Here is a 21,253-nt window from a genome sequence, read left to right as displayed (position 1 = left end):
TGGCGGCTCCGGAGAGCCCCTCCATGCGTATTCGAATCGTGGTCCTCCTGTGGAGCGTGCTCGCGTCGACCTCGGTCGTGGCGGCGCCTTCATCCCGCTCCGTCGAGGCGGCGACGGAGACGGCGGCCTCCACCCAGAACATCTGTCGGGAGGTGCGCCCCTTCTACTGGGAGATGGGGACGGCGGAGGGCAAGGTGGTGGGGGTGTCCGTGGGGCTGCTGGCGCCCACGGCGACCCGTCCCATGAATGTCGCCTCCGCGTCGAAGTGGCTCTACGGGGCCTATGTCGCGCAGGTGCTCGACGGGCAGCTCCGCGTCGACGTGGACGTGCCCTTCCTGACGTTCATCAGCACCACGCCCCGGCTCGCGGCGGGGCGGAGCTCCGAGTGCAGGAAGGGACGCTCCACGGTGCATGGGTGCAACCTGAGCGGCGACATCCTGGGGCCGCTCGGGCTCTATCTGCCCCGGTCGCCGAAGCAGTTCGTCTACCAGCCGGGGCACCTGGAAGCGCACGCGGACTACGCGATGGGCCTGGGGGCGGCGACCGTGCGCGAGCTGGAGGAGGCGCTGGAGGGCCGCCTGCACGTGGACCTCTCCTTCACCAGCGTCAACGTCGCGGGGGGCGTGCGGATGGCTCCGGGGGAGTACGCGAAGTTCCTCCGGGGGCTCATGACGGGTTCGCTGAAGCTCGGGGGGCTGTTGGGGACCTCGAGCGTCTGCGCGACCGCCGCATGCGGGAACACCGGCGACAGCCCCTGGTTCCTGGAGGAGCCGGCGCACTACTCGCTGGCCCACTGGGTGGAGCCGGACGAGGGGCCGGAATGGAGTGGCGGCTTCAGCAGCGCGGGCCTGTTGGGCTTCTATCCGTGGATATCCAAGGACCGGAGCACCTACCTCGTCGTCGCGAGCGAGCACCTGCTCGGGGCCGTGACCCAGCGCGTCTCCACGCCCCTGGACGAGACGCCCTCCGGCAGGGCGGTGCTCTGCGGACGGCTCATCAAGAAGGCCTACTTCACCGGACAGCCCCAGTCAGGCGCGCCCCGGAAATAACAAGCAAATCCTGGCGCCGTCGAATGGCGTGGTCTGCGTGGGTGGGGAATGGGCCCTTGCCCATGACAGGCCCTGTGCCAGGAGGCTGTATGTCCTTGAAGACCATGAGGCCGTGGGGCTGGATTGCCATTGCGGGAGTCGGGCTCGCGGGATGTGAGGTCGCGCCACCGCCAGGGATGGAGTCCTCGCCCGTGCTGGCGGAGACGGAGCGCGCCGTCGTCATTCCGCCCACCAACTCCTTCGCGTGGCCGCCGTTCGCCAACGTGACGGACCTGCAGTTGGACTCGGGGCACCGGACGGTGGCGGCGGCGCCGGGCCAGCTGTTCTCCGTGTCCACGGACTACTTCGTGGCGGCGGACCCCTGCATCGGTTGCAGCAATCAACTGGTGCTGGGGGTCGTGGGGGGAGGGCGTGAGTGCTTCTACGACGGCGTCGGGCCGGTGCAGAGCAGCGCCGCCGTCAAGCTGCTCGCGCCATCGACCCTCGGCATCTTCCCGGTCTACGCGAACCACGCGCGGACGCCGGATTGCGCCGAGGCGCTCCGTGTCACCGAGGGTGGACCGGCGTTCGGGCTGCTCGGCGTGCACGGAGACCCGTGGGACTGGGGCTGGGGCTCCGTGACGAACGTCCGGCTGAACGGGAACGGCTCGCACAAGATCAACGTATTCCCGGGAGACAAGGTCACGATCACCACGAACTACACCATCGACGCGGCGAAGGGCGGTTGCCCGTACTGCGTCTCCCAGGTCGTCTTCGGTATCGAGGAGGGCTCCAAGGAGTGCATCTACAGTGGCCAGGGCGTGGTGAACGCCACGGACCAGTCCTTCTCCCTGACCGCGCCGACCCAACCGGGGCTCTATCCCGTGTGGGCCGCGCCCCAGTGGACATACAGCTGCGCCCAGGCCCTGTCGTGGTCCAACAGCGGAACGCCCGTGGCCTTCATCGAGGTGAAGTAAGCCCGCAGGGCTGAATCCCCGGGGGCGGGGTCGTCGGTTCGACCCCGTCCCCGTGTCTCCTGGCGTCCGAGGACGGACGGGGAGGGCGTCCGAGTGGCGCCGGGCGGGCCTCCGGACTATCTCTAGGGCACGGAGGTCGAGGGATGGATGCGGCGAACCCGAAGCCGGTGGTGTTGTTCGATGGCGTCTGCAACCTCTGCAATGGCGCGGTGAACTTCATCATCGACCGGGACCCGGGCGCCCACATCCGCTTCGCCGCGCTCCAGTCCGAGCAGGCCGCCGCGCTCCTGGCCCCGTTGGGGCGCGTTCCGGAGATGGACCCCCAGAGCTTCATCCTCGTGGAGGACGGGCGCGTCTACGAGCGCTCCACTGCGGCCCTCCGCGTCGTGCGACGCCTGAGCGGCGCCTGGAAGCTGCTCTACGCCTTCATGCTGGTGCCCAGGCCCCTGCGCGACGTCGTCTACGGCCTCATCGCGCGCAACCGCTACCGCCTGTTCGGCAAGGCCGAGGCCTGCCGCATGCCCACGCCCGAACTCCGCGCCCGCTTCCTGTGAGCGCGTGAGGGGCGGGGGCCTGCGTCAGTCGCGTCCTCTCCTCCCGGGGAAATGGCCGGGTCCCCACTAACGGTCGATCATGCGTTGCTGGGCGGGCGAGTACCGGTCACCCATGGGCTCGAGCTTCGAGGCACGCTCCTCGATTTCGCGAAGCTCGCTTGCGCTGAGGACGACGTTCACCGCGTCCGCGTTCTCGCGCATGCGCTCCGGCTTCGTCGTGCCAGGAATCGGGACGATGTACGGCTTCTGGGCGAGCACCCATGCGAGCGCGATCTGTCCGGGCGTGGTGTTCTTCTCCTGGGCAATCCTCGAGAGCAGCTCCACGAACGCCTGGTTCACTCGAAGGTTCTCGGGCTTGAACCGGGGGAGGGTGCTCCGGAAGTCCGACGATTCGAAGGTCGTGCTCGGCGCGAGCTTCCCCGTCAGGAAGCCCTTGCCGAGCGGGCTGAACGGCACGAAGCCGATTCCGAGCTCCTCCAGCGTCGGGAGCACGCTGGTCTCGGGCTCGCGCCACCACAACGAGTACTCGCTCTGCAGCGCGGTCACGGGTTGCACGGAATGCGCGCGACGGAGGGTCTTCGCTCCGGCTTCGGAGAGGCCGAAGTGCTTCACCTTCCCCTCGCGGATGAGGTCCTTCACCGCGCCGGCGACGTCCTCGATGGGCACGGCCGGGTCGACGCGATGTTGGTAGTAGAGGTCGATCGCGTCGACTCTCAACCGCTTCAGGGACCCCTCGACGGCCTGCTTGATGTGGTCCGGGCGGCTGTTGAGGACGCTCCACCGCGCTTCCCCTTCTTGCGCCGGGGCGAACCCGAACTTCGTCGCGATGACGACGCGGCCGCGGAACGGCGCGAGCGCCTCGCCCACGAGCTCCTCGTTGACGAGCGGGCCATACACCTCCGCGGTGTCGAAGAAGGTGACGCCCTTCTCGACCGCCGCGCGGAGCAGCGCGATCATCTCCCCCTTGTCCTTCGGCGGTCCGTAGCTCCAGCTCATCCCCATGCAGCCGAAGCCGATGGCCGAGACCTCGAGTCCTTGTCGTCCGAGCTTACGCGTTTGCATCATGCTCCTCCTGCGGGTTCGTCTCCTTCACCTGTTCAAGGGACGGGTGGGATGGGTTGGCTGCTGAGCTGGAGCGGGACGGCCTCCCGCAGTCGACGCGACACAATCATCCCGCTCGTCGCCTGGAGGTAGTGCTGGAAGTGGGGCGTCGCGCGGTGCAGCTCATAGGCCGCGTTGTTCGCGTAGAGTTCGAGGAACGTCAGCTTCGCCGGGTCATCCTTCGCGGCCACGGCATAGAGCGCGACGACCCCTGGCTCCTTCGCGATGGACTCCGTCATCTCCGGTCGTACGATCGCCAGGTACGTCTCGAGCCGAGCAGGGTCGATGTCGAGCTCGGCGATGCGGACCGTCATCGCCGCACGCGCGGATGAGGCGGGCGCGGGGGGAGACAGCGCCGCGTCGTACTGCTCGTCCGTGACGTGCTCCATCCATTCGACGACCTTCCCGTCGACACTCTCTTGAATCGCGGTGTGGGTCATCGCCGTGGTGCTGGTGGCGCCGTGCCAGTGTTTGACGCCGGGGGGCGTCCAGATGACGTCTCCGACGTGAATCTCCTGCCGCTCGGCACCCCACTGCTGCACCCAACCCGTCCCCGAGGTGACGACCAGGGTCTGCCCGGCGGGGTGGCTGTGCCAGGCGCTGCGTGCGTTCGGCGCGAACGAGACGGAGCCCGCCGAGGCGTGACGGTGCTCCATCGCCTGGAAGAGCGGCACGACCGTCACGGTGCCGGTGAAGTGGGCGGCCGGCCCCAGGGTCGTGGGCCGCGAGCCGCTGCGCTGGATGGTCATCGCTCCGTCCCCTCCGGGAGGCGACCCGGCGGGCGACCCGGTATGCGCTTCCGTCGAGGCTCGGCACCCGCTCGCGGCGATGAGCGCGAACGTGAGCTCGAGTGCAAGCGGGGTCCTCATTCCCTTGCCCTGCCTTCCTCCAGGCAAGCGTCAGCCATTGAATCCGAGGCGAGCACGGAATTCCGCGCTGCCAGCGACGCAGGTGTCTTCATAGGGCCCTCTCATGGGTCTCAGGGGCGCCAGTTGCCCTCGACCCGAGCAGGAAACCAAGGGGCCGGAGCGCGCCTGACAGACGCCATCCTGGCGTGTCCGAGAAGGAGCGTAAGGCGTGCGTGGCCTCTCGACTAGGAGGCCGTGGGAAACGAGCTGTTAAGGAGGAATGAACAATGGAACCACCGGCGCGAGCACCGCGCCGCGCTCGGCTCCTGGCGCGCCACCCGGCTGACGGTCGAGCGGGAATCCCCCGGTTCGCGCGCGGCGCGGCTGAGGCCATTCGAGCGTGCGACCGCCTTGTATCCATCCCCGCGCCTTCGATGGTCGAGCCGCGCGGAACAGCCCGTTCGAGGTGAAGCACCTACCCATTCGGGAGTCCGAAACGCAGATTCAGGCGCGAGACCCCGAGAGAAGGAGCCCTGCCATGAAAGGTGCTGTCCTGCATCGTCCCGGTGACGTGCGTTTCGAGGAGCGCGAGACGCCTCGAATCATCGCTCCGACCGACGCGGTCATCCGGCTCTCCGCGACCTGTGTCTGTGGCTCCGACTTGTGGCCCTATCGGGGCATCCAGGCTGTCGAGCAGCCGATGCCCATGGGGCACGAGTACTGCGGCATCGTCGAAGAGGTCGGTTGCGCGGTGAAGTCGGTCAGACCGGGCCAGTTCGTCATCGGTTCGTTCTTCGCCTCCGACAATACCTGTCCGCACTGCAAGGCCGGCTACCAGACCTCCTGTCAGCACCGCGAGAGCGTCAGTGGGGCGCAGGCCCCCAGGTTGCGTGTGCCGCTCGCGGATGGAACGCTCGTGGCCACGCCCGAGGTACCTCCGGATGACCTGGTTCCGAGCCTGCTCGCGGTCTCCGATGTCTTCGGGACGGGATGGTTCGCGGCGGACGCGGCGAACGTGAAGGCGGGTTCGACCGTCGCGGTCGTCGGTGACGGCGCCGTGGGCTTGCTCGCGGTGCTCTCCGCGAAGCAGAAGGGGGCTGAGCGCATCATCGCGATGAGCAGACACCCCGCGCGGCAGGTCCTCGCCCGCGAATTCGGTGCGACGGACCTCGTGACGGAACGCGGCGCGGCGGGCGTCGCGCGCATCAAGGAGCTGACGAAGGGCATCGGCGCGGACTCCGTCCTCGAGTGCGTGGGGACACAGGAGTCGATGCTGCAAGCGATCGGCGCGGCGCGGCCGGGAGGCTTCGTGAGCTACGTGGGGGTCCCGCACGGTGTTCAACTCGCGGGAGAGGGGTTGTTCTACTCCCATGTCCACCTTCACGGCGGACCGGCTCCCGTCCGTCGGTTCCTGCCCGAGTTGATCGCACGCGTGTGGAGCAGGAAGGTGGACCCCGGCAAGGTCTTCGACCTCACGCTTCCGCTCGCGCAGGTCGCGGAGGGGTACCGTGCGATGGATGAGCGGCGTGCCATCAAGGCCCTCCTGCGTCCGTGAGCGAGGACGCAGGGCGCCGCGATGGCGCGGTGGACCGCATCATCGACCCGGGTCGGACGTCAGTTGCGTCCCCACTGGCGGGGGCGCTCGAAGCGCAGGAACCCGCTGGCCTCCTCCTGGGCGATGGTGTCCGCCTCGGCTCCGAAGTAGCGGGTGCGCAGCTCCGCGAGCTTCGCCTCCAGCGCCTCGCCGGACAGCTCCTGGCTCGCGGCCTGTCGCTCGGTCATGTAGCGCGCGCCCGCGTCCCAGCGGGCATCCCGGTTCTGGTCCAGGGTGTCCCAACGCTTCAGCGCCTCGTCGTCCAGGCCCATCTCCCGGCGCACGGTGCGCAGGCTGCGCGAGCGCTCCTGGGGGGACATGGCCCCCAGCTCCGCCTGGATGGTGCCCAGGTCCAGGAATCGGTCCATCGCCTCCTGCTGGTGGCGGGCGAGGTACGCGTCCGCGTTCTCGCCGTGAATCTCCTGGATGCGCTGCTTGTACGTGGAGAGCTTCTGCTCCAGCGCGCCATCCGTCGCGTCCAGCGTCCGCAGCGTGTCCGCCATGGCCTGGTTGCGCAGCTCCCCCGCCCAGATGCGCTCCGCCGCCTCCTTGCCGAAGAGCCGGTTGCGCGCGTCCCAGGTCGCCGCCCGCCGCTGGGCGTCCGTCAGTCCGCGCAGGTATGGCTCGTTGTCGCGCACCCACTTCTCGTAGTCCACGCGGTTGCGCAGCATCGCCTCGAGGGCGTCGTAGCGCTCCGGGAAGGCCCGCTTCAGGAACGCGAGCAGCTCCTCCCGCCAGCGGTCCGGATACCGCTGCTGGAAGTAGCGCATCAGCTCCTCCAGCATGCGTATCTGGATGTAGGGCTCGTCCAGCTTCGCCCCGTACTTCTCGCGCAGCGAGGCGGCCAGCGCCTCCAGCTCCGCGTCCTGCGTCGGCTCCGCCACGGCGGAGGGCGCGGGCGCCCCGACGGCGGCGACCTGCGTGGGGGCGGGCGCCACCGGGGCCACGGCGCCGGCCGCGGGCGTCGCGGCTCGCGCCTCGGTGGCCCTCGCGGCCGCCGCCTGCGTCCCGGTGCGCCCCAGGAGCGCGAGTGCACCGAGCAGCAGGAGGATGCCTCCTCCCGCCAACAAGACCTGGGTGCGCTGTCGCATGACGACCTCCTGGGGCTTCAGAGAGGGGAGGGCCGAGAGGGCCCTTCCCCGACGACGGCTGGATGGGGGCTCAGTCGTTCTTCGCGATGTAGTCGAAGATGGCCGCGTAGAACTCCATCTCGCTGAACGTGTCGGGCCCCAGGCCGATGACGTCCAGGTGGTCCTGGTTGATGAGGCTGGAGGAGGACGTCATCTGCGAGGCGTTGGGCGCGTTGATGTCGGACACGTAGCCCAGCGCGGAGTCGACGGAGACCAGGTCCAGGCCCAGCCGCTCCGTGTAACGCAGGCGGTAGCCCATCTGCTGGGAGTTGATGCCCACCAGGCCGTCGTCGTCGTTGCCCGTGCGCACGCCGTTGCCCTTGCCGGCCGCGCCGTCGTTGTCGCAGTCGTCCACGCAGTAGCCGTCACCGTCGATGTCGAAATAGAAGCCGCGCAGCAGGTACAGCGCCGGGTTGACGCTCAGGCCGCTCTGCGCCGTCATCAGAGAGGCGTAGTTCGACGCGTAGCTGGCGCTGATGTTGTAGTTGGTGTTGAAGCGCTTGGCGCCCGTCGCCTTGCCGTCGTTGGCGTCGTAGTCGTTGTAGACGAGCGACTTCACGGACGCATAGGCGTCGTTGCCCGGCCCGTACACCACGTCGCCGTAGATGCGGAACAGCGCGTCCAGCACGCTGGTGACCCCCGGCCCCAGGTCGAGGATGAACTTGGCCACCGGCGAGCCGCGGTGCGGAGACGACACGCTCACCAGCGACTTCACCACCGTGTAGCCCTTGCGCTCGCGCAGCACCCGCGCCGCCTTGCGCGCGTCGATGCCGCCCTGCGAGTGGCCCACGAGGTTCACGTACTTCGTCCCCGCGGTCGCCATGTAGCCCTCGATTTCGTTGGCCAGCTGCAGCCCACGGACGTCCGAGTCATGCAGCGGCTGGACCGCGGCCACGAACGAGCGCTGGTTCACGTCGATGCCGCTGTTGCACGTGATCTCGAGGAACTCGTTGCACGGGTCGCCGACGAACACACCGAAATCATCTCCCCAGTAGTCATACCCGAGGATGTTGTCGAAGCCGCCGAGCCCGTGCGCGAAGACGACGGGATAGGTGGTGCGCTCCGCGGCCGCCATGGCGGAGGGCGAAATACCCGCGACGACCAGGGCCAGGACGGCCAGGGACAGTGGCTGTTGCTTCATGAGGTGCTCCTTGCTGGGGGGAATGCCTGTCGCAACCAGTGCACGTCGGAACCGGGCCTCGGGATTCCACGACGCCTCGCGGGGCACCGCGAATGTCTCACTGCAACCGCATCAACAGGTGAATCCCGAACACCCGGCGTATGAATGCAGCAGGATTGACTCCCGAGTCAACACATCGCGACGCGTCAGCCCCGCCGGACGAGACATTCGTTCGGTGTCGCACTGCGTCGTCGATTCTGTCCGCGAGTCATTGCGCGGCGCGTCGTCAGGGCGACGGGCCGTCCTGTGTCACGCGATACGCGCGGCGCGCGCCACGAGCGCCTGGGCGGAAGGGCCCGGCGGGACTCGTGGCGCACGGCGCGCCCGCGCTCAGGGCTCCACGGCGGTGTGCTGGATGCGCCAGATCTCCTCGGCGTACTGCTTGATGGTGCGGTCGGAGGAGAAGATGCCGGCGCGGGCCACGTTGATGATGCACTTGCGCGTCCAGCCGTCGGCGTCCTGGTAGGCGCGCACCACCTCGTCCTGCTTCGCCGCGTACGACGCGAAGTCCGCCAGCACCAGGTAGCGGTCCTCGTCGAGGAGGCTGTCCACCAGGGGCTTGTAGAGGTTCTTGTCCTCCGGGGAGAAGAAGCCGGTGGAGATGAGGTCCAGCGCCTCGCGCAGCTCCTGGTTCTGCTGGTACTCCTCGCGCGGCCGGTAGCCGGCGCGCTTGCGCGCGATGACCTCGTCCGCGGTGAGGCCGAAGAGGAAGAAGTTCTCGTCGCCCACCGCGTCGCGAATCTCCACGTTGGCGCCGTCCAGCGTGCCCAGCGTCAGCGCGCCGTTGAGCATCAGCTTCATGTTGCCCGTGCCGGAGGCCTCCATGCCCGCCGTGGAGATCTGCTCGGACACGTCCGCCGCGGGGATGATGCGCTCGGCCAGGCTCACCCGGTAGTTGGGCGCGAACACCACCTGCAACCCCGTGGTGCCCGCGTCGCTGTTGACCACCTCCGCGATGCCGTTGATGAGCCGGATGGTCAGCTTCGCCAGGTGGTAGCCCGGCGCGGCCTTGGCGCCGAAGATGAACGCGCGCGGGTGGACGATGGTGCTCGGGTCTCGGCGCGCCCGCATCCACAGCGCGACGATGTGCACCGCGTCGAGCAACTGCCGCTTGTACTCGTGCAGGCGCTTGATCTGCACGTCGAAGATGGCGTCCGGATTGAGCTGCACCCAGCGCAGGTCCTGGATGTGCCGGGACAGGTCCTCCTTGTTGGCGCGCTTCACCTCGCGGAACGCCTGGCGGAACGCCGGGTCCTCCGCGTGCGGCTCCAGCTCCCGCAGCTTGTCCAGGTCCGTGGCCCACCCCTCGCCGATGCGCGAGGTGATGAGCTTGGACAGCCGCGGGTTGCACCACGCCAGCCACCGGCGCGGCGTCACGCCGTTGGTCTTGTTGTTGAAACGCTCCGGATACATGGACGCGAAGTCCGGCAGCACGTCCCGGCGCAACAGGTCCGTGTGCAGCGCGGCCACGCCGTTGACGCTGTGGCTGCCCACCACCGCCAGGTGCGCCATGCGGATCTTCTTCTCCGCGCCCTCCTCCACCAGGCTCATCCGCCGCAGCTTCTCCTGGTCGTACGGGTAGCGGATCTGCACCTGGCGCAGGAAGCGCGTGTTGATTTCGTAGATGATTTCCAGGTGCCGGGGCAGCAGCCGCTCGAACAGCGTCACCGGCCACTTCTCCATCGCCTCCGCCAGGAGCGTGTGGTTGGTGTAGCCGAACACGCCCTGGGTGACGGACCACGCCTCGTCCCAGGTCAGCCGCCGCTCGTCCACCAGCACGCGCATCAGCTCCGCCACGCCGATGGCCGGGTGCGTGTCGTTGAGCTGGATGGCCGCCTTGTTGGGGAAGTCCCTGAAGTCGGTGTGGTTCTTCAGGTAGCGCCGGACGATGTCCGCGATGGAGCAGGCGACGAAGAAGTACTGCTGCTTGAGCCGCAGCTCCTTGCCGGCCTGGAAGGCGTCGTTGGGGTAGAGGACCTTGGAGATGACCTCCGAGTCGTTCTTCTCCACCACGGAGCGCTCGTAGTCGCCCGCGTTGAACAGCAGCAGGTCGAACTCCTCGGACGCGCGCGCCTGCCACAGCCGCAGGGTGTTGACGGTGTCGTTGTGGTAGCCGGCGATGGGGGTGTCGTACGGCACGCCCACCACCGTCTTGCCGCCCACCCAGCGCGCCACGGGCTTGCCGTCAGGCCCCTGGTGGTGCTCCACCCGCCCGAAGAAGCGCACCGGCACCGCCTTCTCCGGCCGGACGATCTCCCACGGGTTGCCGAACTTGAGCCACTCGTCGGCGCGCTCCACCTGGTAGCCGTCCACGATGTCCTGCGTGAAGATGCCGAACTCGTAGCGGATGCCGTACCCCATGCCGGGGTAGCCGAGCGTCGCCAGCGAGTCCAGGAAGCACGCCGCCAGCCGCCCCAGGCCGCCGTTGCCCAGGCCCGCGTCCGGCTCCATCTCCAGCAGGTTGGTGAGGTCCACCCCCACCTCCCGCATGGCCTCGGAGGCGGCCTCGTGCATGCCCAGGCTCAGCAGGTTGTTCCCCAGGGCGCGCCCCAGGAGGTACTCCGCGGACAGGTAGTAGGCGCGCTTGACGTCCTTCTCGTAGTACGTGCGCGCGGTGCGCACCCACCGGTCCGCCAGCCGGTCGCGCACCGCCAGCGACAGCGCCATGAAGCGGTCGTGGGCCGTGGACGTCTCGTAGTTCTTTCCACGGGAGTAGCGCACGTGGTCGAGGAACGAGCGCCGCATGGTGTTCGCATCACGTCCGGTACGGCCGACGTCATCGTTCGAGGGGGACGCGGGGCGGGACGGGGAACCGGAAGAGGCCATGTCGCGAGGAGTCTCCATCCAGGGATGGGTCGGGTGGGAAGTCGTGAGGACGCTCGGGGGAGGGTAGCGCAGGGCCGGCACGCGCCGTACGTGCAAAAGCGCGGAGCCGGGGAGGGGGTGGATGCTCCCTGGCAAGGACCTGGGACGTCCAGGTGTCACCCTCCCGGGCGAGGCTTCCGCCCGTTTTCACACAGCCTGCGCGCCGAAGGGCCGCCCCCCGGTCCCGGGTTTGATGTAGAAATCAACGGTCATGGCCTATCCGAAGAACGACATGGACCAGCGGCTGGCGCTGGTGCGGCCCGAAGACACGGTCCGCGGCCTCATCTTCAACGCGGTGCTGAACCTCGCGGAGCGCCAGCTCGGCCCGGACACGGCCATGAAGCTGCGGGAGCCGCTCTTCAAGCGCTCGCCGGTGGACTTCTTCTCCTACTCCGCGGTGGACGCCATCCGGTTGCTGTACGCCACGTCGGAGGCGCTCGCGAAGGCGGGCCGGTTCGGCTCCCAGGAGGAGGCGGTGCGCGCCTGCGGGGCGGCGGCCGTCACGGGCTTCTTCTCCTCCACCGTGGGGCAGACGCTGACGCGGCTCATCGGCAAGGGGGACCCCAAGCGCCTCTTGTCCAACGCGCCCACCGCGTACTCCACCCTGGTGAGCTACGGCCGGCGCGAGTACTCCGTGATTGCGGAGCGCCACGTCCGCCTGGCCTTCGAGGGGGACATGCAGCCGGTCCAGTTCCACGAGGGCGTGCTCCAGGAGGCCCTGAAGGCCATCCAGTGCAACGGGACCGTCACGGGCACGCCCCGCGGCTACTTCGCCGCGGACTACGACATCCGGTGGGAGTAGCGCCCGCGCGCCCTCACGGGGCGGCGGGAGCGGGGGCCTGACCGGCCACCGCGGCCACGGACACGGCCTCCATCTGCCCGGCCAGCTCCTGGGCCTTGGCCAGGAAGTCCGGCAGCAGCGTCTTGGGCAGCGGGTCCGCGCGGGGGAACTGCTGGTTGAGCGGGTTGGTGTAGCTGCCCCCGCGCTTCATCCCGAAGTGCAGGTGCGGCCCGGTGGAGCGGCCGGTGTTGCCGGAGTAGGCGATGACCTGCTTCTGGCTGATGCGGGCGCCCGCGCGGATGCCCTCGCCGAAGCGCGACAGGTGCATGTACTGCGTCTCGAAGCCGTTGGCGTGGCGGATGACCACCATGTTGCCCGCGGCGCCCGCGTTGCCCGCCTGGGTGACGGTGCCGTCCGCCACGGCCCACACGGGCGTGCCGATGGGCGTCCCGTAGTCCACGCCGTTGTGGTTCTTCAGGTACTGGAGCACCGGGTGGAAGCGCGAGCCGAACTTGCTGGTGACGTGCGCGTACTTCAGCGGGCTCTTGAGGAAGGTCTTCTTGGCGCTGGAGCCGTCCGCCTGGAAGTAGTTGGGCTGCCCGTCCGGGAGCACGTAGCGGTAGACCTTCTTGGGGCCCACCAGCCCGCCCACGTACTGCGCGGCGAGCACCTCGCCGTAGCGCAGCACGCGGCCCTTGGAGACGAACTTCTCCACCAGGGCCTTGGCCGTGTCGCCCTTGCGCACGTCCCGGTAGAAGTCGATGTCCCAGGCGAACACGTCCGCCAGCACCATGCCGATGGCCGGGTCCTCGCCCGCGTCCACCGCCGCCTCGTAGAGCGACGTCTGGATGTCCAGCGCCACCACCGCCACCTGCTTCTCCACCTCGATGGCGCGCTTGCTGCCGACGTACTTCTCCCCGTCGCGCCGCACCTGCCACTCGTCCACCAGGCTCTGGCGGTAGTCGAAGAAGTCCAGCTCGCCGTCGCGCAGCACCAGGCGGAACTGGTCGCCCACGCGCGACTTGCGGAAGTCGAACACGCCCTCCAGCGCGGAGATGACCGCCGTCACCTGCGCGTCCGGCAGCTTCGCGTCATGCAGCGCGCCCGCCAGGGTCTGCCTCGGCTCGATGCGGCGGTTCTTGATTTCGTACCGGACGACGGCCTCGGAGGAGGACGCCACCAGCAAGGTGGCCAGGCTCAGGAGGGGGGCGATTCGCATGGGGCGGGCGCGAGTGTAGTGGACACTCGCGCGCTCGCCCAGAACCAGGTCCGGGCCCGCCTGCCTGGCTGCTGGGGGCCGGGAGCCCGGCGGGGCCTCCAGCCGCGGTGCGCGCGCGCCCTGCCGGGGCCCTGGCTCCAGGCGCGCAGCAGCAACATCAGCACGCCGGCGAGCCACCCGCTCCCGGGACGCGTCGGCGTCTCCGGGGTCATCGAGCAGCCGCCCTCCGGCGGGTCGGGCTTGGGGTCCGTCGGGCCCGGCCCGGGGGTCTTCTTGACGGTGACGTCCACCGGGTCCGTCGCGGAGAAGTCGCCGGAGGCCACGGTCAGCCCGAAGGAGAGCTTCGTGTCCGAGGTCACCGTGGGCGCGGTGAACCGGGGCGAGGCGGTGTCCGCGCCCGTCAGCGCCACCGGCGTGCCGCCCGTCTGCCGCCAGAAATAGGTCACGGGTCCTCCGTGCGGCGTCAGCGTGCCCGTGCCCTGGAGCGTCACCTGCGCCCCGCTCTCGACGAACTGGTCCACGCCCGCGTCGGCGACGAGCTGGCAGGCTCCGGCGTCGTCGACGATGGCGCTGAAGGGCTTCTCGTCGACGCCGCCCAGGGTGATGTCGTCGATGTCCCAGCCCTGGGACTCGATGAGCCAGGGGGAGCCGAAGCGGAAGCGCAGCTGGAGCGTCTTGCCCTTGAACCGCGTGCCGAAGTCCATGAGCGGGGAGGGGACCAGCGCGGGCCAACTGCTGCTCCGGTCCACGTAGGCCGGGCGCCCCGCCAGCTTGTTGCTCGTCGTCGCGTCGAGCGTCCCGCCATAGCCGGGCGTCACGTACTTGTTCACGTCCTCCCACGTCTGGCCGCCATCCACGGAGAGCTCGACGACGCCGCCGGTCCAGTAGTCGCGCCGCCCCGGGCCCCGGTCGATGTACGCGAAGGCGTGGCGGTGGTCGAAGCGCAGGGTGAAGGGCGCGGTGTTGGAGATCTTCAACGGCGGGGAGACCAGCGCCGTGTCGGCGAAGTCGAAGTCGTCCTTCATGTGCCAGACGTGGTTGAGGGTGCTGGCCGTGCTGTCGTCGGTCACCACGCGCTGCCAGCGCTGGTCCGCGCTCCCCTCGAGGACGGTCGCCGTCCAGGCCGTCACCGGACTCTCGACCGTGTCCCGGCTGTCCGTCCCCAGGTCGTGGTCGATCCGCGCGAAGAGGTGTCGGGGGCGCGCGTCGCAGGTGAGGGTGGCTGGGGGCGTGAGCGTCAGCTCGAGGACCCGGGTGGGGACGGAGGCCTGGGGGAGCGAGATGGGGAACGTCAGCGTGGTGGAGGTGAACGGGAGGAGCGTGGGCAGGGTGAGGTCTCCCGAGGGCAACCCCATCACCTGGGGCAGGTTGCTGGCGAAGGCGATGGTGACGCCCTCGGCGGCGACGAGGCCCTGGTTGGTCACCTTCAGCCGGAGCAGGCCCGCCTCCCCGGCGTCGAGGACGTCGTCGCGCTCCGCGTCGCACGAGCGCTCGCTGTCATCCGCCTTCTCCAACTCGAAGCGGAGGTCCGGCTGGGCCAGCTCGGACTCCGTCAGGGTGTCGAAGTCCTGGGCCTTCCGGGGCGGCGAGCTGGCGCAGGTGCCGGCTCCGCGGCGGGCGAAGGCCTGGGCCAGGAGGCGCGCGTCGCCCGCGTTCGTGCTCACGGCCGCCATGAGCAGCGCGTCGCGCTGCTCCGTGAAGGTGGGGTCCACGGGGGCCAGCTTCATGCCCTCGACGACGTAGTCCGCCATGCGCCGTTTGGCGTCGGCGAAGGTGGCGAGGTCCGAGCCGGGCTTGCCGACCTGCTCGATGAGGGCCAGGTAGCCATCGAAGAGCATCGACGCCCAGACCTCCCCCGCGTTGTGGGCGTCCGCGTGCGCGCCGTAGTTGTCCCGCAGGGGATGGGTGTCGGGCAGCGCCTCGCTCTCGCTGAGGTGGCGGAAGCGCAAGGCATTGCGCGCGGGGTTGCGCGAGTAGGGGACCCGGCGGGCGCCGTAGTACGTGCTGTCCCCGGTGATGAACGCCGCGTAGCCCCCCACGCCGTACGTTCCGTCGAGGTCGTCCCCGGACCGCACCATCAGGTGGAGCGCGATGAAGTCCGCCCACCCCTCGCTCTGCGCCAGGCATTGCGGCTCCGCGCAGCTCACCAGCCGCAGGTGCAGCAGGTGGCCCCACTCGTGGGCGACGACGGTGTTGTCGATCGTCCCGTCTCGCTCGGGCCGGGTCAGGCGACGCGACATCGTGCCGGTGACCGCGCCGTTGCGCAGCAGCTCCTTGAACGCGACGCCCGCCTCGTAGGTGACGGAGAGGACCGGGAGGGTGGGGTTGAGGCTCGCGTCGGCCTCGAACATCACGGGCGGTTCCGCGCCTGGGATGTGATTGAGGACGATGAGGCCGGCCGCGCCCGCGCTCTGCGCGTTGACGGCCTTGAGCTCGTAGGAGCAGCCGCCACCCCGGTCCGCCAGGACGATGGCCCCGGTGACGTCGTTGGTCAGCGCGGTGCATGCGGTGGTGGTGACGGTGCTCGTGCCGCTGTTGGCCAGCACCAGCCGTCCGTCGCGCAGGTCGAACGTCCGCTGTCCGAACTCGGCCCGCCCCGTGGCGTAGTCCGTGCTCCCGACCCGGACGTTGCGCGTCTCCGGGACCTCCCAGAGGAACATCTCCATGCGAGGCGACGTCCCGTCCTTCGGGACATACATATACGCGTTGTTGCGGACGGTGACGGTGGGGCCCAGGTTCTGGGCCTCCGCGAGCAGCGGGTCGTTCGCCACGCCGCCCCGGCCCAGGTTGTCCTGCTGGGCGTTGCCCGCCACCTCCGTGAAGCCAGACTCGTAGAAATAGTCGTGGAGCCAGTTGGTCGTGTAGAAAAGACTCACGATGGCCGCGCGTGTCTGGTTGGGATTTCCAGGCACGATGGGTTCGAGCGCGGGGTCGAAGTCGTAGTGGAACTGGCGTGGCCCCGGGCCCACGGGGGCTTGCAGGTCCTGGCCCTCGGTGTAGCCGTCCGGGTTGACGTGGTCCGCGTAGGCGCGGACGTTGTTCCCCGCGGCCTGGCTCGCGTTGGCGTCCAGCCAGGGGTCCACGCCGAGCGGGCCGTTGCTCGGGCGTCCCGCCCACGTGATGTCCCGGGGCGCGACGAAGCCCGGGTCGTAGCCCGCGTTCGGACTGTCGTACGGGTAGGGCGTGAAGTCGGCGAGCGGTCCATCCTGGGGTGTCCCGTCCGCGTCCGCCCAGACGCGATAGGAGAACGTGTTGCCGAAGACGCGGTTGGTGCTCCGAAGCGGCCTGCCGTCCACCGCGTCGACCAGGTATTCGTAGCCCTTCCGGTCGAGTCCTCCCGCGCGCTCCGCGAGCAGGTCGACGGAGTAGGCGGGCCGCAGCGTCCCCTCGAAGGGGAGGTAGACGCGCTGGACGGTGGCGGGTTCGAGCAGCGTGATTCCCGAGCGCGCGTCCGCGCTGCTCGCGGTGAGCTCGAACCGCTCGACACCCGGGCGGAGCGTGGCCACGGGCTGGACGGCCGCGCCCTCCGAGAGCGTCAGTCCGTAGAGGTCCTCCAGGGCTCCGAGGACGGCCCCCGAGGGCGGCATGGAGAAACGCTCCGGGGAGGCGCTCAGTCCGGACGCCGTGCCCAGGAGCGCGTCCACGCCGTCATGCAGGTTCCCGGTGAGGGCGACCAGTGAGAGGTCCCGGGTCATGAGGACCTTCAGCTCCGTGCGCGCCACCTCGACGTCGCCCACGCGCTGTCGGAAGAACACGATGATGCCGCCCCGGCCCGTGTCGTGGACGTGGTGCACGTACGCCGTTCCCAGGGCGGCGGGGGACAGGCGGTAATGCGAGGCGTGGGCCTTCAGGTAGTCCCAGGCGGCGGCCTCCGGGGTCCGGGCCTCCGGGCCCGCGATGAAGGCACCCGACGGTGCCCACATCATCGTCGGGACCCGGCGCTCCGCGTCCCGTGAGACGACGACGGAGTCCTGGGCGGCAAGCTCACGTCTCCCGACCTGTGTTGCCAGGTCGGGAGACGCGGGCGTGGGGGATTCCACCGCGCACCCCGCACAGAGCGCGAGCGCGGTGAGCATGGAGGATGTTCTGCGCCTCAGATTTTCGAGCACCCTGGACCCCCACTGTCGCGGTTCAGCGGCGAACGCTGAAGTCTGACATCAATTGCAGATGTCGGTGTCCCGCAGCCGGTTGATCTGTCCGACCGCGTTCCCCTTCAGCGAACGGGCGTAGATGCCACCCACGAAGCTTCCTTCATTGAAATTGATGTCTGCGTTTGGTGCAAGCACCGTGCCGTAGAAGCCATAGTCAAAGGCGGTGATGGAGGTGGCGTCGGGGAAGTTGAAGAGGACGCCGGTCTCGTCGATGCCGCCGTTGAAGACGTGGCCGAAGTTGGTGAAGACGGGGTAGTCGCCGCGGACGTTGATGATGACGTGGCTCTTGGTGGGCGCCTCGATGGTGAGGAGCACGGTGCCCTTGAAGACGCTGGCGTCGACGTCGAAGATGTTCGTCTTCTTGTTCGTGCCCGTCAGGTAGACGCCGCCCCACGACTCGATGACCGTCTTGCCGTTGGGGGGGAGGTTCCCGAGGTTGCTGGAGAGCGCGCGCATCCAGTTGCCCTGGGCGGCGAAGTTGATGGGCGTGGCCTTGGCGACGGTGCCGCGCGGGTAGGAGACCTTGCCGTCGACGACGTACTTCCCACCATACCGGGCGTCGCCCCACACGCTGCCGTTGACGAGCGTGAGGTTGCCTCCGACGACGAGCACGTTCGAGACGTCGTTCTCCGCGAGCTTGGTGCCCACCGAGAAGTTCTTGAGCGACACGTTGCGGCCGGCGGCGATCTTCCCGTAGACCTCGTTGCCCTCCGAGTAGTCGTTGAGGACGAAGAGGTTGTATTCGCCCAGGCGGACCGGGATGCACTGGTTGGTCGCGGTGTCGCCCACGGTGACGGTGATGCTGGTGAGCACCGTGCCGTTGAGCACCATGACCGTGGCCATGCCCGGGGCCACGCCCGTCAGCGTCCCGTCGGCGGTGATGGTGGCGATGCCCGTGTTCGACGTGGAGTAGCGGGTCCCGAGCGTGGCGGAGGAGACGTCGCGCGTGACGCCGTCCGAGTACACGCCGTGCACGACCAGCTTGCGCGTCGCGCCGGGGCCGCTGAGGGTGGCGTCGCCGTTGAGCACCTCGAGCGTCTTCAACTGCGCGGACGTCACCACCGGCAGCGTCACCTTGGGCGCGTAGAGCGTCTGGCCCTGCGCGTCGATGCCGAACGCGGAGAAGGTGACGGAGCCGAGCGCCTCGACGGGAATCTGGAACTGGGTGGTGAAGGGACCCGCCTCGAGGATGGTGGCGCGGCCTCCGCCGATGATGCCCACCGTCTGGGGCGCGAAGCCCCCGGTGCCCGCGACGGCGACCGTCACGTAGCCCCCCGGCGTCACCTGGGTGCCGGGCGCCGGAGAGGTGATGGTCAGGCTCCCCGCCGCGGCGCTGGCCAGCCGCAGGGTCTCCCTCGCGGCGGCGAACTCCTCGGGGGCGCGCATGGGGGCGAACCCCGTGCAGCCGTTCTCGCTCCCGAGCCCGAAGGGGCTGGGGAGGGTGGTGGTGAAGTTGGGGCCGCCCACCGGGCTGTTGAGCAGCGCGACGAGCCTGTCCCGGTGCGCGGTGTCGTTCGGGACCTTGAAGTGCTCCGAGTCCCGGTTCCCCGTCGTCACGTCGAAGGGGCTGACGGCGGTGCTCCCCACCGGGAGGCCTCCGCGCTGGTCCCAGGTCGCGACGAAGACGTCGTGCGGATCGTTGCAGAACAGGTGGCTGTCGGGGCCGAGGATGAGCTTCATCCGGAACGCGGTGTTCGAGTTCCCGTAGACCAGCGGGTGGTTGGTCTCCATCTTGGTGTACAGGACCTTGACGTTGTCGGGGAGGATGGTCGTGGTCGGGGTGCGCGCCAGGCCCTGCGCGCCCTGGCTGGTGAGGACGTGGGTGGGGACGGGCGTCTGGCGGATGAGCTTGATGACGTCGCTCTGGACCTTCAGGTCGTCGATGGCCATCGCCTTGGCGGGGTCGAGCGGGTCCTGGAGGAGGATGGGGGGATTCAGCGCCGCCAGCGAGTCCTTGACCTGTCCCCACGTCGTGGCGTTCTCGACCTGGATGAAGTCGCGCATCGCCACGATCTCGTTCGCCAGGCGCGTGCCGACGTGCGGCGTGTTCAGGGTGATGAGGCGGTTGATGGTGCCCTGGTTGAAGCTGTCGAAGCCGTAGTAGTTGCTCCAGTCGACGAACCGGCGGGCGAGCAGCCCGCCCATGCCGTGGGCGACGACGTCCGCCTGGGCGACGGCGATCTGCCGCTGGCGCATCTCGTCGAGCGCCTCGTGGATGGTCTCCGGGACCACGAGGGTGTTGGCGGCGGAGAGCATGGATTCGGACGCCGTCGACGAGTAGTCCGCGCACGTCACCTCGAAGAGCGGGCTCTGCTTGATGCTCCCGGCGCCGCTGATGAAGTCACACGAGGACCAGAGGTCGTGGACGAGCACCACCGGGGGACGGACGATGTCCAGCGCCACCTGGGTGGTGAAGCCCGTCCCCGTCGTGGGGACGTAGTTGGCGCTGAGGGTCAGGGGCCGGGAGGAAACCCCGGAGAACCCCCCGCTGTCGAAGTCCGCGGGCGCGGTGTACAGGGCGAACGCGTAGTGGACGCCGCCGAAGGGGACGGTGTTCACGGCCACGGTCGCGGCGCGCTCGGAGGTCCCGACGGCGCCCACGCCGCCGTTGGCGGGGCTGGTGCCGCTGATGGAGAACGTCACGCGGCCCGCGGCGGCGAACTTGGAGCGCAGGAGCACCTGCGTCACGCCGTCCGCGGCCACCGCCCGCACGTGGGGCACGGCCGAGGTGGAGTTCACCAGCAGGGACGTGTCCGTCAGGACGGTGCCCAGGAAGTGGTGGAGCAGGGTGGGGTTGGGGTCCACCACCTCCATGTTGGCGAAGGTGATGTTGTCGATGACCACCGCGGAGTCCAGCACGCCGTCGCCCAGGTCCCGGATGTCGAACTCCAGTGTGATGGAGCCGCCGGGGATGACCTCGAAGTTGGCGGTCCGGAAGTCGGTGATGCCCGCGTCCGGGAAGCGCATGATGTCCGGCGGGTAGGTGACCGGGAAGTAGTCGACGCCGGCCGGGTCGTCCGCGAACAGCGTGTCGTAGCCGGTGCCCGCGGCGCGGGTGGTGGACACGTCGAAGAAGGTGGAGCTGTTCACGGACGCGGTGGCCACGAGGCGCCGGCCACCGGAGTCCTCGACGTGGGCATTGAACGTGTCGTTGAACTGGGTCCCGATGTATTCGGGCGACTCGGCGCTCAGGAACCGGTAGTCGAACGACATCCGGTTGTTGCCGAGCGGCACGTTGAGGGTGACCCGGAAGGTGACCACGTCGCCGTCCACGCCCACGGGCGGGTAGTCCGTGCCGGGCTCCGGCAGGTTGGCGACGTTGATGTTGCCCGTGCTCAGGACGACCAGGGAGTCACCCCTGCGCGGCGTGATGTCGTTGCCGTACCTGGGCAGCACCATGGCCGCCTGGGGGTTGAGGCTCACGAGCGACGAGCCCGTCACCATGCCCGCGGGCAGGTCGAGCGCGTTGGAGACCTCCATCGCGCTGGCGAGCGAGGCGCCCACGGCGGAGGGCTTCACCAGGCTCAGGGTCGCGGCGCGGCGACGCTCGGCCAGGGCCTCGTCGCTCAGGATGTGCTGGGGCCGCTGCGCCGTGGGCGCGGTGGACGCGGGCTGCGGCGCGGGCGGTGGCGGGGTGTCTCCACCGCAGGCAGCCACCACCAGCGCGGCGGCGAAGGGGAGCAGGAAGGACTTGCGAGTCTGCATCAGGTTCACTCCGGAACGGCGGGCTCGGGGTTCAGGCGGACCACGGGATGTCGGAGGCGAGTACGGCCACTCCGCGAGCAACCGCGGAGTGGCCGTTCGAGGCGTGGGACGGCCCCGCCT

The 21,253-nt window shown here is 69.3% G+C and carries 13 protein-coding genes; 5 read left to right on the top strand and 8 right to left on the bottom strand.

Going from position 1 to position 21,253, the window contains the following annotated elements:
* Nucleotides 1-23 precede the first annotated feature (23 nt).
* From LZ198_RS19735 to LZ198_RS19725, 3 genes are all read left to right on the top strand, one after another.
* On the top strand, nucleotides 24-1,049 hold the full coding sequence (locus tag LZ198_RS19735) for a hypothetical protein (RefSeq protein WP_253973560.1): 1,026 nt from the start codon (nucleotides 24-26) through the stop codon (nucleotides 1,047-1,049).
* 176 nt (nucleotides 1,050-1,225) lie between these two features.
* Nucleotides 1,226-2,005: a hypothetical protein gene (locus tag LZ198_RS19730; RefSeq protein ID WP_253973559.1), complete on the top strand. Its 780-nt coding sequence runs from the start codon at nucleotides 1,226-1,228 to the stop codon at nucleotides 2,003-2,005.
* Between the two features lie 143 nt (nucleotides 2,006-2,148).
* On the top strand, nucleotides 2,149-2,559 hold the full coding sequence (locus LZ198_RS19725; protein ID WP_253973558.1) for a thiol-disulfide oxidoreductase DCC family protein: 411 nt from the start codon (nucleotides 2,149-2,151) through the stop codon (nucleotides 2,557-2,559).
* A gap of 66 nt (nucleotides 2,560-2,625) precedes the next feature.
* Here LZ198_RS19725 and LZ198_RS19720 read toward each other — a convergent pair whose 3' ends face one another.
* Both LZ198_RS19720 and LZ198_RS19715 read right to left on the bottom strand, forming a co-directional pair.
* Nucleotides 2,626-3,621, bottom strand: a complete 996-nt coding sequence (locus LZ198_RS19720; protein WP_253973557.1) for an aldo/keto reductase — start codon at nucleotides 3,619-3,621, stop codon at nucleotides 2,626-2,628.
* 35 nt (nucleotides 3,622-3,656) lie between these two features.
* A complete protein-coding gene (locus LZ198_RS19715; protein WP_253973556.1) occupies nucleotides 3,657-4,409 on the bottom strand; it encodes a (R)-mandelonitrile lyase in 753 nt (250 codons plus the stop codon).
* Nucleotides 4,410-5,046: 637 nt separating this feature from the next.
* On the opposite strand from LZ198_RS19715, the gene LZ198_RS19710 reads away from it, so the two are divergent.
* Complete coding sequence (locus LZ198_RS19710; RefSeq protein ID WP_253973555.1) at nucleotides 5,047-6,063, top strand: zinc-dependent alcohol dehydrogenase family protein; 1,017 nt, start codon at nucleotides 5,047-5,049, stop codon at nucleotides 6,061-6,063.
* 59 nt (nucleotides 6,064-6,122) lie between these two features.
* Here the strand turns inward: LZ198_RS19710 and LZ198_RS19705 are convergent, their stop codons facing one another.
* The 3 genes from LZ198_RS19705 to LZ198_RS19695 form a co-directional block, all read right to left on the bottom strand.
* Complete coding sequence (locus LZ198_RS19705; protein ID WP_253973554.1) at nucleotides 6,123-7,193, bottom strand: hypothetical protein; 1,071 nt, start codon at nucleotides 7,191-7,193, stop codon at nucleotides 6,123-6,125.
* A 70-nt stretch (nucleotides 7,194-7,263) separates the two neighbouring features.
* Nucleotides 7,264-8,373 (bottom strand): esterase/lipase family protein, encoded by a 1,110-nt coding sequence (locus tag LZ198_RS19700; protein WP_253973553.1) that lies wholly within the window; start codon nucleotides 8,371-8,373, stop codon nucleotides 7,264-7,266.
* 369 nt (nucleotides 8,374-8,742) lie between these two features.
* On the bottom strand, nucleotides 8,743-11,238 hold the full coding sequence (locus tag LZ198_RS19695; protein ID WP_407667446.1) for a glycogen/starch/alpha-glucan phosphorylase: 2,496 nt from the start codon (nucleotides 11,236-11,238) through the stop codon (nucleotides 8,743-8,745).
* 250 nt (nucleotides 11,239-11,488) lie between these two features.
* On the opposite strand from LZ198_RS19695, the gene LZ198_RS19690 reads away from it, so the two are divergent.
* Nucleotides 11,489-12,079 (top strand): DUF2378 family protein, encoded by a 591-nt coding sequence (locus LZ198_RS19690; RefSeq protein ID WP_253973551.1) that lies wholly within the window; start codon nucleotides 11,489-11,491, stop codon nucleotides 12,077-12,079.
* Between the two features lie 13 nt (nucleotides 12,080-12,092).
* On the opposite strand, the gene LZ198_RS19685 is transcribed toward LZ198_RS19690, so the two are convergent.
* The 3 genes from LZ198_RS19685 to LZ198_RS19675 all read right to left on the bottom strand — a co-directional run bounded on the left by LZ198_RS19685 (nucleotide 12,093) and on the right by LZ198_RS19675 (nucleotide 21,133).
* Nucleotides 12,093-13,277: a M23 family metallopeptidase gene (locus LZ198_RS19685; RefSeq protein ID WP_253973550.1), complete on the bottom strand. Its 1,185-nt coding sequence runs from the start codon at nucleotides 13,275-13,277 to the stop codon at nucleotides 12,093-12,095.
* Nucleotides 13,256-17,353, bottom strand: coding sequence for a M36 family metallopeptidase (locus LZ198_RS19680; protein ID WP_253973549.1), 4,098 nt, complete (start codon nucleotides 17,351-17,353; stop codon nucleotides 13,256-13,258). Before LZ198_RS19680 ends, LZ198_RS19685 begins: the two co-directional genes overlap by 22 nt.
* Before the next feature lie 81 nt (nucleotides 17,354-17,434).
* Nucleotides 17,435-21,133: a choice-of-anchor A family protein gene (locus LZ198_RS19675; RefSeq protein ID WP_253973548.1), complete on the bottom strand. Its 3,699-nt coding sequence runs from the start codon at nucleotides 21,131-21,133 to the stop codon at nucleotides 17,435-17,437.
* Nucleotides 21,134-21,253: the final 120 nt, after the last annotated feature.

This window comes from Myxococcus dinghuensis (assembly GCF_024198235.1).
GTDB lineage: Bacteria > Myxococcota > Myxococcia > Myxococcales > Myxococcaceae > Myxococcus > Myxococcus dinghuensis.
The sequence above is the reverse complement of the archived record's forward strand: the minus strand, read 5'-3'. Positions and strand labels throughout refer to the sequence as shown.